This window comes from Virgibacillus xinjiangensis (assembly GCF_042643145.1).
Taxonomy (GTDB): Bacteria; Bacillota; Bacilli; order Bacillales; family Amphibacillaceae; genus Virgibacillus_O; species Virgibacillus_O xinjiangensis.
Genome location: NZ_JBHRSA010000049.1, coordinates 76,884 through 90,065 on the forward strand (window position 1 = coordinate 76,884; position 13,182 = coordinate 90,065).

The 13,182-nt window shown below is 43.8% G+C and carries 13 protein-coding genes and 1 riboswitch; of the genes, 10 read left to right on the top strand and 3 right to left on the bottom strand.

Features of this window, described 5'->3' with window-relative positions; all coding sequences use genetic code 11:
* Nucleotides 1–354: 354 nt before the first annotated feature.
* Both ACFOGI_RS14020 and ACFOGI_RS14025 read left to right on the top strand, forming a co-directional pair.
* Nucleotides 355–1,851 carry a BCCT family transporter gene (locus ACFOGI_RS14020; protein ID WP_390273825.1) on the top strand — a complete coding sequence of 499 codons (1,497 nt, stop codon included), beginning with the start codon at nucleotides 355–357 and terminating at the stop codon, nucleotides 1,849–1,851.
* A gap of 145 nt (nucleotides 1,852–1,996) precedes the next feature.
* Entirely contained in the window at nucleotides 1,997–2,800 is an 804-nt protein-coding gene (locus ACFOGI_RS14025) for a VLRF1 family aeRF1-type release factor (RefSeq protein WP_390273827.1), read from the top strand.
* A gap of 127 nt (nucleotides 2,801–2,927) precedes the next feature.
* Here the strand turns inward: ACFOGI_RS14025 and ACFOGI_RS14030 are convergent, their stop codons facing one another.
* The 3 genes from ACFOGI_RS14030 to ACFOGI_RS14040 are packed head-to-tail and all read right to left on the bottom strand — an operon-like array spanning nucleotide 2,928 to nucleotide 5,015.
* Nucleotides 2,928–3,344, bottom strand: coding sequence for a Fur family transcriptional regulator (locus tag ACFOGI_RS14030; protein WP_390273830.1), 417 nt, complete (start codon nucleotides 3,342–3,344; stop codon nucleotides 2,928–2,930).
* Nucleotides 3,345–3,390: 46 nt separating this feature from the next.
* Complete coding sequence (locus ACFOGI_RS14035; protein WP_390273832.1) at nucleotides 3,391–4,242, bottom strand: metal ABC transporter permease; 852 nt, start codon at nucleotides 4,240–4,242, stop codon at nucleotides 3,391–3,393.
* Nucleotides 4,243–4,259: 17 nt separating this feature from the next.
* Complete coding sequence (locus ACFOGI_RS14040) at nucleotides 4,260–5,015, bottom strand: metal ABC transporter ATP-binding protein (RefSeq protein WP_390273835.1); 756 nt, start codon at nucleotides 5,013–5,015, stop codon at nucleotides 4,260–4,262.
* Between the two features lie 244 nt (nucleotides 5,016–5,259).
* Between ACFOGI_RS14040 and copZ the strand changes: the two genes are divergently transcribed.
* The 8 genes from copZ (at nucleotide 5,260) to ACFOGI_RS14080 (ending at nucleotide 12,898) form a co-directional block, all read left to right on the top strand.
* Nucleotides 5,260–5,466, top strand: a complete 207-nt coding sequence (gene copZ / locus ACFOGI_RS14045) for a copper chaperone CopZ (protein ID WP_390273837.1) — start codon at nucleotides 5,260–5,262, stop codon at nucleotides 5,464–5,466.
* Between the two features lie 177 nt (nucleotides 5,467–5,643).
* Entirely contained in the window at nucleotides 5,644–8,043 is a 2,400-nt protein-coding gene (locus ACFOGI_RS14050) for a 3-hydroxyacyl-CoA dehydrogenase/enoyl-CoA hydratase family protein (protein WP_390273841.1), read from the top strand.
* Between the two features lie 19 nt (nucleotides 8,044–8,062).
* Nucleotides 8,063–9,238: an acetyl-CoA C-acetyltransferase gene (locus ACFOGI_RS14055; protein ID WP_390273843.1), complete on the top strand. Its 1,176-nt coding sequence runs from the start codon at nucleotides 8,063–8,065 to the stop codon at nucleotides 9,236–9,238.
* Between the two features lie 34 nt (nucleotides 9,239–9,272).
* Complete coding sequence (locus tag ACFOGI_RS14060) at nucleotides 9,273–11,057, top strand: acyl-CoA dehydrogenase family protein (RefSeq protein WP_390273845.1); 1,785 nt, start codon at nucleotides 9,273–9,275, stop codon at nucleotides 11,055–11,057.
* A gap of 231 nt (nucleotides 11,058–11,288) precedes the next feature.
* On the top strand, nucleotides 11,289–11,651 hold the full coding sequence (locus tag ACFOGI_RS14065) for an arsenate reductase family protein (RefSeq protein ID WP_390273848.1): 363 nt from the start codon (nucleotides 11,289–11,291) through the stop codon (nucleotides 11,649–11,651).
* Between the two features lie 69 nt (nucleotides 11,652–11,720).
* Nucleotides 11,721–12,104 (top strand): glycine cleavage system protein GcvH, encoded by a 384-nt coding sequence (gene gcvH, locus ACFOGI_RS14070; protein WP_390273850.1) that lies wholly within the window; start codon nucleotides 11,721–11,723, stop codon nucleotides 12,102–12,104.
* A gap of 112 nt (nucleotides 12,105–12,216) precedes the next feature.
* A complete protein-coding gene (locus ACFOGI_RS14075; RefSeq protein WP_390273853.1) occupies nucleotides 12,217–12,573 on the top strand; it encodes a toprim domain-containing protein in 357 nt (118 codons plus the stop codon).
* Nucleotides 12,574–12,583: 10 nt separating this feature from the next.
* Nucleotides 12,584–12,898 carry a thioredoxin family protein gene (locus ACFOGI_RS14080; RefSeq protein WP_390273857.1) on the top strand — a complete coding sequence of 105 codons (315 nt, stop codon included), beginning with the start codon at nucleotides 12,584–12,586 and terminating at the stop codon, nucleotides 12,896–12,898.
* Between the two features lie 74 nt (nucleotides 12,899–12,972).
* Nucleotides 12,973–13,084, top strand: a riboswitch (SAM riboswitch).
* Nucleotides 13,085–13,182: the final 98 nt, after the last annotated feature.

Here is a 13,182-nt window from a genome sequence, read left to right on the forward strand (position 1 = left end):
ACAGCATATCAATCCGGAATAACACCACAAGAGCTATTACAATAGCCTTTGTGGTGTTTTTAGTATGTAGTTTGCTTTAATGTTTCAACAAAGCAAAGTTGCGACCATTGGAAACCATTTACACTCATCAGACATTCTCACGATAAACCGCTAACACTTTGCAGGGGTTCAATTAAATGGTAGAATATGTTACGCACTATTTCAAAATTTCCCTTTGGTCTCAACATTCATTCTATCTGAGAGCAGAATTTCGCATAAGCAGTTTAGCGAGTGGGCAGTTGGGGAAAATACATTATGCAGGTTTAACCAAACTTGAAATCCCTGCGTAAAAAATACATATAGAAAGGAAACATTATGAATAACAACGCGTATAAAAACCCGGTTTTTTATGTATCTTCTATAATTGTGCTTGCGTTGGTAATATTAGGCGCAGTTATGCCAGAGCAGTTTGGAGCGGTAGCCGGTGAGTTGTTCAATTTTACCACCGTGAATTTCGGCTGGTTCTATCTGCTCGCGGTCTTTGCCATCATTATTTTTCTTTTTGGCATTTCGATTACGAAGTATGGGAAAATGAGGCTTGGCCCTCCTGATTCCCGTCCTGAATTTCCCTTTTTCACATGGATAGGGATGCTGTTCTCGGCAGGCTTTGGTATTTCCCTGGTATTTTGGGGTGTAGCTGAGCCAATGAGCCATTATTTTACAACTCCTTTTCCACATTTGGAGGGGCAGACAGAAGAAGCTGCCCGTGAAGCAATGTCCTATTCCTTCTTCCACTGGGGGATCAGCCAGTGGTCCGTATTCGCAATAGTTGGATTGGTCATTGCCTATCTTCAGTTCAGGAAAGATGAAAAAGGATTGGTTTCCGTAGCGATTCGACCGATTGTCGGCAAAAATAAAGGAGTAGCAAACACTATTGACTCGTTGGCGGTCATTGCTACGGTCATGGGGGTGGCAACGTCCATCGGATTAGGGTTCATCCAAATGAATGGTGGCTTGTCCTCTGTTTTTGAAGGGGTTCCCAACAATATTTGGGTACAGCTGGTCATTGCGTTAATCATGCTGGTAGCCTATATGCTTTCATCCAGTACAGGGTTGAACAAAGGAATCAAGTGGTTGAGCAATCTCAATCTTGGCGTGGCCTTGCTGTTGATGCTGTTTGTATTCATTACAGGTCCGTCTGTATTCATTTTGAATACATTCGTCCTTGGCCTCGGCGACTATATTAATGGCTTTGTCGAATATAGCTTAAGACTGACACCGTACAGCGGAGGGGAATGGGTGTATGATTGGACCATTTTCTATTGGGCCTGGGCCATAGCTTGGTCTCCGTTTGTAGGAGCGTTCGTCGCCCGTGTTTCCCGCGGAAGAACCATTCGCGAGTTTGTTTTCGGCGTTTTGATCGTTCCACCGGCAATCGCATGTTTATGGGTTGCTGTCTTCGGAGGTACTGCGCTGTACAGTGACCTCAATAATGGTACACAAATTGCCGAAGCGGTGAACCAAGATGTGACAGTAGCTCTATTCGAAACGTTTGCAACGATGCCGTTCAGCAATGTATTGTCCATCTTTTCCATTCTGCTGATTTTCACTTTCTTGGTGACGTCAGCCGACTCTGCAACCTATATATTGGGAAGCATGACGTCCAGAGGCAGCTTGAATCCTACGTTATTCACGAAGATTGTATGGGGTACTCTGATAGCTGCGATTGCCATTACCCTACTTTTCGCGGGAGGTTTGGAAGCATTACAGACGGCTTCGCTGATTTCTGCCCTACCATTCACCGTGATTCTATTGTTGATGGTTATTTCCATAACAAAGATTATCCAAAAGGATTATAAAGCAAAGAAATAAGATGAAAGATGGCGGTTTGTTCCGCCATCTTTTCTTTATATCAGGGACATCTGCCCTACTCGTGCCCCATGTTTACTTGATGAAAATTGAGGTTAAACATTACTAAGCGAAAGTTATTATTCATGCGGAAGGAGTGCATGTCAATATGGATTTGAATAAAGAACTGGAAAAACTGCGTAAAGTACGAAAAGAAGGGGCGAATAAAGTATTTACCATGTACTTGAATACAGACCCATCTGACCCTGACCAGCAAGGTGGAGAATGGAAAATCCATTTAAAAAACGGCCTAAAGAATTTCGAACAATATATGCAGGAAGATGGCAATAAAGAAGAGTTGAAAAACTATCAACAAGTTAAACAAAAAGTCGAGAAGTTTGTGAAAGGAAATGAGCAAAACTTCAAAAAAGGCATTGTTCTATTTGCTACAGCAGATGAAGAAGTCTGGTTCGCCGATCGTGTACAAATGCCATTGAAAACGGAATTCTATTGGGAACAAACTCCAGTGCTCGACCAATTAAGCAAATTGGCTGAGGAATATCCAAAATCAGGAATCATTCTTGTTCAGCAAAATGAGGTGAAGGTAATTGATGCATACCTGAATGAGGTTGAAGGTACAACCACTTATGAGCTGGATCTCAATACAGAAGACTGGCGGGAAAAGCTAGGACCTCGTAATGGCTTGGGAACGACAGGTAAAGGATCAACCAATCTGCAAGTAGATAATTTCCGTGCAAGATTTGAAGAAAATAAACATCGTTGGTATAAGAAAATCGCCCCTGAATTGGATAAACGGGCAAAAGATAATGAGTGGGACAAAATATATGTAGTAGGGGAACCAGACCAAGCAAAGGAATTGAAAGACTTGTTGAATAAACCAGTGGATGAACTAGTGCAGAAGAACATGCTTGATCATGAGGAATCCAAGGTGATGGAAGAAATTTTCGTATAAAGGACGCGAGTTGGGGAGGAAAAGTTGTCCCCAAGCGATCCTGATCATTTGCCCGAATATAAAAGAGAAAGAGCAGTCCTTGAGCGTCGATTTTTTTCGACTGGAAGGATTGCTCTTTTTCTTCGTTTTATGCTGTTTTGCAGGCAGGACATAAACCGTAAATCTCAAATTTATGGTCCTCTATATCGTAATCAGCCAAGGTGTTATTTTTCAGTTCATCCATGGGACAGATTTCTATTTCTTTTGTCTTTCCGCAGGTATTGCAGATGAAATGATGATGGTGGCGGTGCGTGCAATTCATCCGAAAATGCTTCTCACCGTTCAGCTCAGTCGTTTCGAGGATGCCCACTTCATTGTATAGGTGGAGATTTCGATAGACAGTATCAAAGCTGATCCCCTCATACACTGTTTCCAAATGTTGTATCAGATCTTTGGCAGTACGGTACCCATCTGCATTTTCGAAATATACCAGGATATCTTTCCGCTTTCCTGTAGCTTTATATCCATTTGTTTTTAATACTTTCATGGCTTCACTAATGTTCATTGATCGTCCCTCACTTTGCTTGAATAAAATGAAAGTACCTGTGTATTCAGGTTCTATATGCTTTCGATGGTCTGAATGAAAAATGCTTAATCCCAATGGAGACCAGCAATATGACTACTGCCGCCATTACTATCGTGCCACCAGGCGGGATATCCAGATAGTATCCCGTTACAAGACCGATAACTACGGAGACCTCACCAAACAGGACAGAAATGATGGTCATTTGCTTGAAGCCTTTGGCAAGACGCATACTTGCCGCAACTGGTAATGTCATTAGGGCTGAGACCAGCAGGACACCCACAATCCGGATAGATGCTGCTATCACCAGTGCTGTCAGCACAATGAATAATAAATGAATGCTCTTTGCATGAAGGCCGGATATGGTTGCATGTTCTTCATCAAAGGACAGGGTAAATAGTTCTTTATAAAAAAGGGCCACCACTAACATGATGAAGATAGAAATGCCCAGAATCGTGAGAAAATCGTTTCGGCTTACCGCTGATACGGATCCGAACAAATAATTGAACAATTCGGTATTGAAGCCGTCTGCTACCGAAATAAAGATGACACTTAGACCGACCCCGGCTGACATGATAATCGGAATAGCGATTTCCTGGTAAGCTTTATAGACCCTTCTGAGCTTTTCAATCAGTACAGATCCAATCACAGAAAACACCATTCCACTGTATAAAGGGGTGATCATGGTGACAGCAAACTTCTTTTCCAGCATCAGGCCAAAGGCTATACCAGCCAAGGTTACATGGGACAGAGCATCAGCGATAAGGGATAGACGTCGTACAACAATGAAAGTTCCCAATAAAGGGGCGATGATCCCAATCAGTAATCCGGTCAAGAAAGTATTTCGTAAAAAATCGTATTGCAAGAAATCTGTTAGCATTGTTTATTCCTCCAGCTTTAGTGCTCATGTGTAACGAAATTGACCGGGTGACCGTAAAAATTGGACCAGTCTTTCTCGGTAAGTGAAGTATACTCCTCAGATTTTCCATGAAAATGGAGTCTACGGTTCAAACAGACAATATCTGATGCATGCTCGGTCATTGTGCCCGTGTCATGGGTTACAAGCAGCAGCGTAATACCTTGCTCTCCGTTCAAACGGTGAAGGAGATCATAAAAACGTTTGACATTTTCTACATCCACCCCGACAGTCGGTTCATCTAGAATAAGCAATTCGGGATCATTCACTAATGATCGAGCAATGAAAATACGTTGTTGTTGGCCCCCGGAAAGGTTGCCTATATTGGTATGAGCATATTCCAGCATGCCAACCTGATCGATGGCCTGGAGGATCTTTTCTTTATGCTGTTTGTTGAAGAACTTCAGGTAACCTATCTTGGCAGTCAATCCCATGGATACTACCTCATAGACAGTAGCAGGGAATCCTTTATTGAAAGAGTTGGCTTTTTGGGATACGAAACCGATTTTATTCCAGTCTTTAAATTTATTGATGCGTTTTCCCAACAGTTCAACTGTACCGTGGTCCGGTTCAAGGAGGCCGAGAATCAATTTGATGAGCGTGGTTTTTCCCCCGCCATTTGGCCCAACCAGTCCCATGAAGGACCCCCTTGGTATGTCAAAATTTATATTTTCCAAAACATTTTTTTTATCATAGGCATATGCTACGTCCTTCATGGATACTACTGATTCTGCCATCTTTCGTCCTCCATTCTTTCCACTATCCTGTAGTATGTGCAGTTATTGAATGATCTGCAAGATGTCCGTGCAGTATTCTCTTGCAAGTCTTACATTTAAATTCTTTCCATATCATATCGTAATCATTACGTTCTGTAAATAGGAATGGTTACGAATGAAGTGCTGAAAAAAGGTAGAGATGGTTTCCACGATCTGCAAAAAGGGAAAAGTTCCATAAGAATATTGATGAAGGAGGCGAAACAACATGGAAGCAACTTTAGATGTAAGAGGGATGACATGCAGCCATTGTGAACGGGCCGTTGAAGGAGCCTTGCAGGAATTGGAGGGAGTCATTGGCGTAGAAGTGAACTTGGGTACAAACCGGGTGGATGTTACCTATGATGATGCTCAAGTGACCGTAAACGATATGCGCAAAGCCGTAGAAGATCAAGGATATGAAATAGTCGTATAATATGGGAAGCGGCCTTCCACCCAGAAGGCCGCTATTTGGTATTAAAAAAAGGCAAAATTTTTATTGCGAAATGTCTGAATATAGCCTATAGTAGTATATAGATGGATAGGGAACTATCATTTATTTTTTGGCTGATAATGAATGAGTATTCATTCAAAACAGATTGGGGGAAGTAAGATGAAACGATCAATTAATCGGGCAGCGGTTATTGGGTCCGGTGTAATGGGGTCTGGCATTGCTGCACATTTAGCTAATATAGGTATACCGGTAGTTATGCTTGATATAGTGCCTCGAGAGCTTACCGAGCATGAAAAGAGAAAAGGTTTGACCACGAAGGATAGGGCGGTGCGCAATCGTTTGGCGGAACAGAGCAAGAAAGCATTGCTGAAACAGAAGCCTTCACCGGTCACCACTCGGAAGAACCTGGAGTTGATTGAAACCGGTAACATGGAAGATGACTTGGAAAGACTACATCAAGCCGATTGGATTATAGAAGTGGTGACAGAGGATTTGGCTGTAAAGAAAAAAGTGATGGCAATAGTGGAAGAACACCGAAAAGAAGGGGCTATTGTCAGCTCCAATACTTCTGGTATTTCCATTGAAGCTATGGCAGAAGGTAGATCCAAGGAATTTCAGCGTCACTTTCTGGGTACGCATTTCTTTAACCCACCGCGTTATTTAAAACTGTTGGAGATTATTCCTACAAGTCATACCGACTCTGATATTGTCCAATTCATAGCAGAATTTGGTGAGAATGTGTTGGGGAAAGGTGTCGTGGAAGCGAAGGACACACCGAATTTCATTGCGAACAGGATTGGAACATATGGGCTGCTTGTTACGGTAAGAGAGATGCTGGATTCGAACTATAGTGTCGGTGAAGTTGACTCTGTTACCGGGCCGATGATTGGACGGCCGAAAAGTGCCACATTCCGTACCTTGGATGTTGTCGGTCTTGATACGTTCATCCATGTTGCTGGAAATGTTCACGAACAGGTCGTGGGAAAGGAAAAGGAAATATTCGATGTTCCCTCTTTTATGAAGGAAATGCTGGAGAAGGGTTGGCTCGGAGCTAAAAACGGGCAAGGATTCTATCATAAGAAGAAGGAAAATGGCGGCAGCAGCATTTACGAATTAGATCCGAAAACTCTTCAATACCAAGAAAGGAAAAAATTGAAAACTGCTGCAACAGAAATGGCAAAACAGCAGAAAGGCACCGGGAATAAATTGAAAGCGCTTGTAGGAGCGACTGGGGACAGAGCAGGAGACCTTGTATGGTCTGTACTTAAACCTGTACTCATCTACTCTGCTGACCTGCTGGGTGAGATAGCTGATGATATTGTTTCCATTGACCAGGCGATGAAATGGGGATTTGGATGGGAGCTTGGTCCTTTTGAACTTTGGGATGCTATTGGGGTATCTGCCACAGTCGAACGGATGGAGCAAGAGGGCGATACCGTACCTTCATGGGTCCATGATATGTTGTCCGATGGTTATGAATCCTTTTACCAAAAAGAAGATGGATCCCAGTATTACCTACATCGAGGAGGCTATCAACGACAAGAAGACAACCCAAGACACATTGACTTGAAAAATTTGAAATCAACACAGGGAGCATTACGGAAAAATTCTGGTGCAAGCTTGATTGACCTCGGTGATGGCATCGCCTGTTTGGAATTCCATTCCCAAAACAATGCCATTGGTCTGGATATCATTCAGATGGTAAACAGCGCATTGGAAGAAGTGGATCAGAACTATGATGGGCTTGTCATCGGGAATCAAGGAAAGAACTTCTGTGTCGGTGCAAACCTTGCGATGATGCTCTTGGAAGCGCAAGATGACAATTTCTATGAACTGGAATTGGTGATAAGGAAATTTCAGGAAATGACCATGAATATAAAGTATTCAACGAAACCGATAGTTGCAGCACCGTTCAATATGGCCCTTGGTGGGGGAGCGGAAGTGGCACTGCCTGCCGCAGCCATCCAGGCTTCTCTGGAAACTTATATGGGTCTCGTGGAAGTTGGTGTTGGGCTGATCCCCGGCGGAGGAGGGACCAAGGAACTTTATTTGAAGGAACTGCGAAACCTTCCGAATGGAGTCGACATCGATTTGATGAAAATAGCGAACGATGTTTTTGAAAAAGTGGCAACCGCCAAGGTTTCCGAATCGGCGGCAGAGGCCCGGGAAAATGGCTTCCTCAATACTAACGACAGAATCAGCGCAAATCCGGACCACTTGCTGTTTGATGCCAAGAAAAGAGCTCTGGCATTAGCGGAGGCGGGATATCGAGCCCCGGCACCGGAAAAAGTACCTGTCGTAGGAAACGCAGGCTACGCGTTGATGTTGCTTGGTGCTAAAACACTGCAAAACAGCGGGTATGCAACGGCCCATGATGTGAAAATCGCAGAAAAATTGGCCCATGTGCTTTCCGGAGGCAGAATTAGGGAGGGTTCTTTGATTGATGAACAAGTAATGTTGGATCTGGAAAGGGAAGCATTCCTCAGTCTGATCGGGGAGCCGCTGACCCAAACCAGGATGCAGCACATGCTGGTAAAAGGCAAGCCATTACGCAATTAACATAAAGGGGGAAGGGAACGTGAAGGAAGCAGTAATTGTGTCAGGAGCTAGGACCCCTGTAGGAAAGGCTAATAAGGGGTCGTTAGCCGGGAGTCGACCGGATGACCTGGCGGCATTGACAGTAAAAGAGACATTAAGGCGCGCAGACGGCTATGACGGGAATATAGATGATGTCATTATTGGAACAGCGATGCCTGAGGCGGAGCAAGGCATGAATATGGCTCGTAATATTGCGGGGCTCGCGGGTTTAAAGAATGAGGTGCCCGGGATCACAATCAACCGGTATTGCTCATCAGGTCTGCAGGCAATTGCATTTGGGGCAGAGCGCATTATGGTCGGGTCCAGTGACACCATCCTTGCAGGCGGGGCTGAATCGATGAGTCTTATTCCTATGGGTGGCCATGTCATCAAGCCGAATCCTAGTTTGGTTCAAGACGCTCCAGGCTACTACATGGGGATGGGGCATACTGCCGAAGAAGTAGCCAATCGTTTTCATATTTCACGTGAGGATCAGGATGCTTTTGCGGTTAGAAGCCATAAACTGGCAGCAGAGGCAGTCATGGGAGGAAAGTTTGATGACGAAATTGTCCCAGTGGAAGTAAAAGAAAGGATTGTTGGAAAGAAGAATAGGATAGAAGAGAAAGTGCAAGTCTTTGCCAGGGACGAAGGTGTACGAAAGGATACGACCCAAGAAGTGTTGGCAAAGCTTCGGCCGGCATTTCACGTAAAAGGTTCTGTTACCGCGGGCAATTCCTCGCAAATGAGTGACGGAGCAGGAACCGTACTTTTGATGGATCGTGAAAAAGCAAAAGCGGAAGGCTTGGCTCCAATGGCGAAGTTCCGTGCGTTTGCAGTAGCAGGCGTGGAACCGGAAATTATGGGGGTAGGACCTGTAGAGGCTGTCCCAAAAGCTCTGAAAATTGCAGGTCTGGAAATTTCAGATGTCGGCCTCTTTGAGCTTAATGAAGCTTTCGCTTCTCAGTCCATACGTGTGATCCAAGCACTTGACCTAGACATAAACAAGGTGAATGTTAACGGGGGAGCGATTGCTCTTGGTCATCCGCTTGGTATGACAGGTACGAAACTGACCTTGAGCCTGATTCATGAAATGAGGCGCCGAAATGAACAATTTGGAGTGGTCACCATGTGCATAGGTGGAGGTATGGGAGCTGCTGGTGTTTTTGAACTTATCTAGATATATGAATTTATAATAGAGAGGGAGATTCTATATGGGAGAAACGAAAGAGAGACTTTTCAAAGGCGGTTCCTTCCTGGTGGAAGATTTTAACGGAGAAGATATCATTACACCGGAGGATTTTACAGAAGAACATCGGATGATCGCTAAAACAACGGAAGATTTCGTAGATGGAGAAGTCGTTCCGAAAATTGACAATCTGGAAAACCACGAATTTGAACATTCAGTGAACTTGCTAAAGAAGGCTGGGGAATTGGGACTGTTGGGAGCAGATGTCCCTGAGGAATATGGGGGACTTGGTCTGGATAAAATCAGTTCTTCTTTAATCACTGAAAAGTTCTCCCGTGCCGGAGGTTTTTCCATAACACATGGCGGGCATGTCGGAATCGGCTCTCTTCCTATTGTTTTCTTCGGAAATGAAGAACAAAAGCAGAAATACCTTCCTAAGTTAGCTTCGGGCGAACTCATTGCTGCATATGCTCTTACTGAATCGAGTTCCGGGTCGGATGCGCTGGGAGCGAAGACCACTGCAAAGCTTAACGATGAGGGTACCCATTATATTTTGTCCGGGGAGAAGCAATGGATCACCAACTCTGCTTTTGCCGATGTCTTCATTGTATATGCAAAAATAGATGGGGAGCATTTCTCGGCATTTATTGTGGAGAGGGACTATCCAGGGGTATCGACAGGCGCAGAAGAGAAGAAAATGGGCATCAAGAGCTCTTCCACACGAACCCTCATCCTTGAGGATGCAGAAGTTCCTGTTGAAAATCTGCTTGGGGAAAAAGGCCGCGGCCATGTCATTGCTTTCAATATTTTGAATGTAGGGCGCTATAAGTTGGCGATTGGGGGTGTAGGCGGTGCAAAAAATGCGTTGGAGGTTGCAGTGAAATATGTGAATCAGCGGAAACAGTTCGACACCCCTATATCCAGCTTTTCTCTGACACAGGAGAAATTGGGTACCATTGCATCGGAGATTTATGCGAATGAGAGTGCCGTGTATCGGACAGTGGGATTGTTTGAGCAACGGATGGGTTCTTTGACAGATGAACAGCTGAAAGATGGAAGGGAAGTTGCCAGAGCGATTGCCGAGTACCAGATTGAATGCTCGATGGGTAAATATATGGCAACAGAGCTTCTTGACCACGCAGTCGATGAAGCGGTTCAGCTGCATGGCGGGTATGGCTTTATGCAGGAGTATGAAGTGGAGCGGATGTACCGTGATTCCCGGATCAACCGTATCTTTGAAGGAACGAACGAGATCAACCGTCTCCTAGTACCTGGTACGCTGCTGAAAAAGGCCATGAAGGGAGAACTTCCACTGCTTCAAAAAGCCCAAGGGCTCCAGGAAGAACTTGTCATGATGATGCCGGAAGAGTTTGGAGAGGGCGTATTAGATCAGGAGAAGTATTTGCTGAAGAATGCTAAGAAGATGGTTTTGCTTGCTGCAGGAACTGCTGCCCAGAAGTATATGAAAAAAATAGAAGGTGAGCAAGAACTTCTAGTGAATATAGCGGATATGACGGCAGAAGTATATAATATGGAAGCTGCCATTCTTCGGACGGAAAAGGCGATCAATAAAACAGGAGAGGAAAAGAATAAACAAAAGCTTCTATACACTCAGGTATACGTACAAGAAGCATTCAACCGGATGGAAGCAGATGCAAAAGAAACGTTAATTGCAGTAGAGGAAGGCGACACGTTGAGGACTATGCTGTCTTCACTCAGAAAGCTGACGCGTCATACACCGACCAATGTTATTGGCAAGAAGCGGGAGATTGCTTCTGAAATTATCAAAGAAGAGAAATATATCGTATAGACAGGGTCAGACAAGTTTTAAAATATGCTATTTGGAAAAGGTTTAGAGAGGCTCTCTAAACCTTTTCCATGCTTTATCGACCGGAAGCGCATGGATTGCAATCCGTGTTTCCCATATCCATGTGATAAAGTTATCGTACCCCCGGGGTTCTTTCCTAGTAAATGAGCAGAAAATGGAATTACGAAGCATAAACATGATAGAATATTAATGAAAAAGGAAGGGGGAAATATAGTGGCAGTAACTTTCTATTGGTATCCGAAATGTGGTACTTGCCGAAAAGCAAAGAAATGGATGGAAGAGAATGAAGTGGACTATGAACCAATACATATAGTAGAAGAGCCGCCTTCCAAACAGAGGATTTTGGAGTTGATGGACAAGAGTGGCCTCCCTGCTAAGAAATTCTTCAATACTAGCGGTAAAAAATACCGCGAACTGAACATAAAGGATAAAATAAAGAATGCCGGGGACGAGGAAATGGCTGAGATTCTGGCTTCTGACGGCATGCTGATCAAGCGTCCGATTGTAACCGATGACGAGTATGTGACCGTAGGATTCAAAGAAGATGAATTCTCGGAGACTTGGCTGAACTATTAGATAAATGGTAGCAAAAAAAAGAGTTAACTTGTATAGTGGTAGTGGATTAAAAATTTGGAGGGATTGAGAATGAGCTTACCAAAAGATCTGCTGTATTCAAAAGAACATGAATGGATAAAAAAAGAGGGAGACAACGTGCGTGTAGGCATCACCGATTTTGCTCAAGATGAATTGGGTGACATCGTATTTGTCGAACTCCCAGAGCCTGGAGATGAACTGGCCGTCGATGAACCATTCGGCAGTGTGGAATCCGTCAAGACAGTATCTGAATTGTATGCTCCAGTAAGTGGAAAAGTTGTAGAAATCAACGAAGATCTAGAGGATAGTCCTGAATTTGTTAATGAATCTCCTTATGAAAAAGCTTGGATGGTCGTAATTGAACCTTCCAACACATCAGAGCTGGATGACCTCCTGTCCCCTGAACAGTACGCAGAAATTACGGAAGAGGACTGAATTACCGAAAATTGGGCTGGCTAACACGCTAATAAGTGTATAGTCAGCCATGTTTTTATCATATATTAAAGTAAATAAGCTTCTTGCTTGATTTCATAAGGAGTGCTATGGGATGATAACGCATGAGACCGATAAGGTGATTATCGTTGAAGGGTTGACCGATAAGCGGCAGATTCAGAAACTGATTACAGATGATGTGACAATTGTCTGTACGCATGGAACATTGGGCGTGGAACGTCTGGATGAATTACTGGAAACATATGATTTGGACCACAAAGAGGTCATCATTTTAGTGGACGAAGACGCATCCGGCATGAAGCTGAGGAAGCAGCTGTCCAGGGAACTTCCCCATGCAGAGCATATTTTTGTCAGCAGTGAGTACCGCGAGGTGGCCACAACACCTGAAAATATTCTAGCCACGGCATTAGTAAGCAAGCATATAGAGGTGAACCCGATCTTTTTAGTATAGGGTGAGAGGATTGAAACAATTTACCAATGAAACAGCAGATCAGGAAAAATTCCTCCTGTATATTTACACCCCTTTTTGCGGGACATGCCAGCTTGCCCGCGGGATGTTGGAAAAAATAGAAAGTGTGCATAAGCAGGATATCTTCTTTGAAATGAACGCTTCCCTGCATCCCGAATTCATGCAGGAGAAGCAGATTGAGAGTGTGCCATGCCTACTCATAAAAGAAGATGGTGAGTGGAAGGAAAAAGTTTACACTTTCCACTCCATTCCGAATATATACAGTTATTTAATGAAATACAAGCCAGAGTTATTCCAACACCAATAGGAAATATACCATTGACACAGTGAGTCAAGTATGATAGGATTTTTCTTATCTGTTCTTAATTGAATAATTTTCAACTCTTATCTTGAGCGGTGGAGGGACTGGCCCAGTGAACCCGCGGCAACCTTCAAATACAGTGATATTTGAAAGGTGCCAATTCCTGCAAAGAATATCTTTGACAGATAAGAGAACGAAAAGGCATAAACTGACGTCTTTCTGTTCTCTTGCGGAAAGGCTTTTTTTATGTTTTTTAAACAAGCATCGATAGTACATACTATCCATAGCAT

Bases quoted from the DNA above. Each gene is read 5' to 3' on its own strand.
- ACFOGI_RS14020 (WP_390273825.1), top strand. From the start codon at position 355: ATGAATAACAACGCGTATAAAAACCCGGTTTTTTATGTATCTTCTATA.
- gcvH (WP_390273850.1), top strand. From the start codon at position 11,721: ATGAGCTTACCAAAAGATCTGCTGTATTCAAAAGAACATGAATGGATA.
- ACFOGI_RS14040 (WP_390273835.1), bottom strand. From the start codon at position 5,015: ATGGCAGAATCAGTAGTATCCATGAAGGACGTAGCATATGCCTATGAT.
- ACFOGI_RS14050 (WP_390273841.1), top strand. From the start codon at position 5,644: ATGAAACGATCAATTAATCGGGCAGCGGTTATTGGGTCCGGTGTAATG.
- ACFOGI_RS14075 (WP_390273853.1), top strand. From the start codon at position 12,217: ATGATAACGCATGAGACCGATAAGGTGATTATCGTTGAAGGGTTGACC.
- ACFOGI_RS14060 (WP_390273845.1), top strand. From the start codon at position 9,273: ATGGGAGAAACGAAAGAGAGACTTTTCAAAGGCGGTTCCTTCCTGGTG.
- copZ (WP_390273837.1), top strand. From the start codon at position 5,260: ATGGAAGCAACTTTAGATGTAAGAGGGATGACATGCAGCCATTGTGAA.
- ACFOGI_RS14035 (WP_390273832.1), bottom strand. From the start codon at position 4,242: ATGCTAACAGATTTCTTGCAATACGATTTTTTACGAAATACTTTCTTG.
- ACFOGI_RS14025 (WP_390273827.1), top strand. From the start codon at position 1,997: ATGGATTTGAATAAAGAACTGGAAAAACTGCGTAAAGTACGAAAAGAA.
- ACFOGI_RS14030 (WP_390273830.1), bottom strand. From the start codon at position 3,344: ATGAACATTAGTGAAGCCATGAAAGTATTAAAAACAAATGGATATAAA.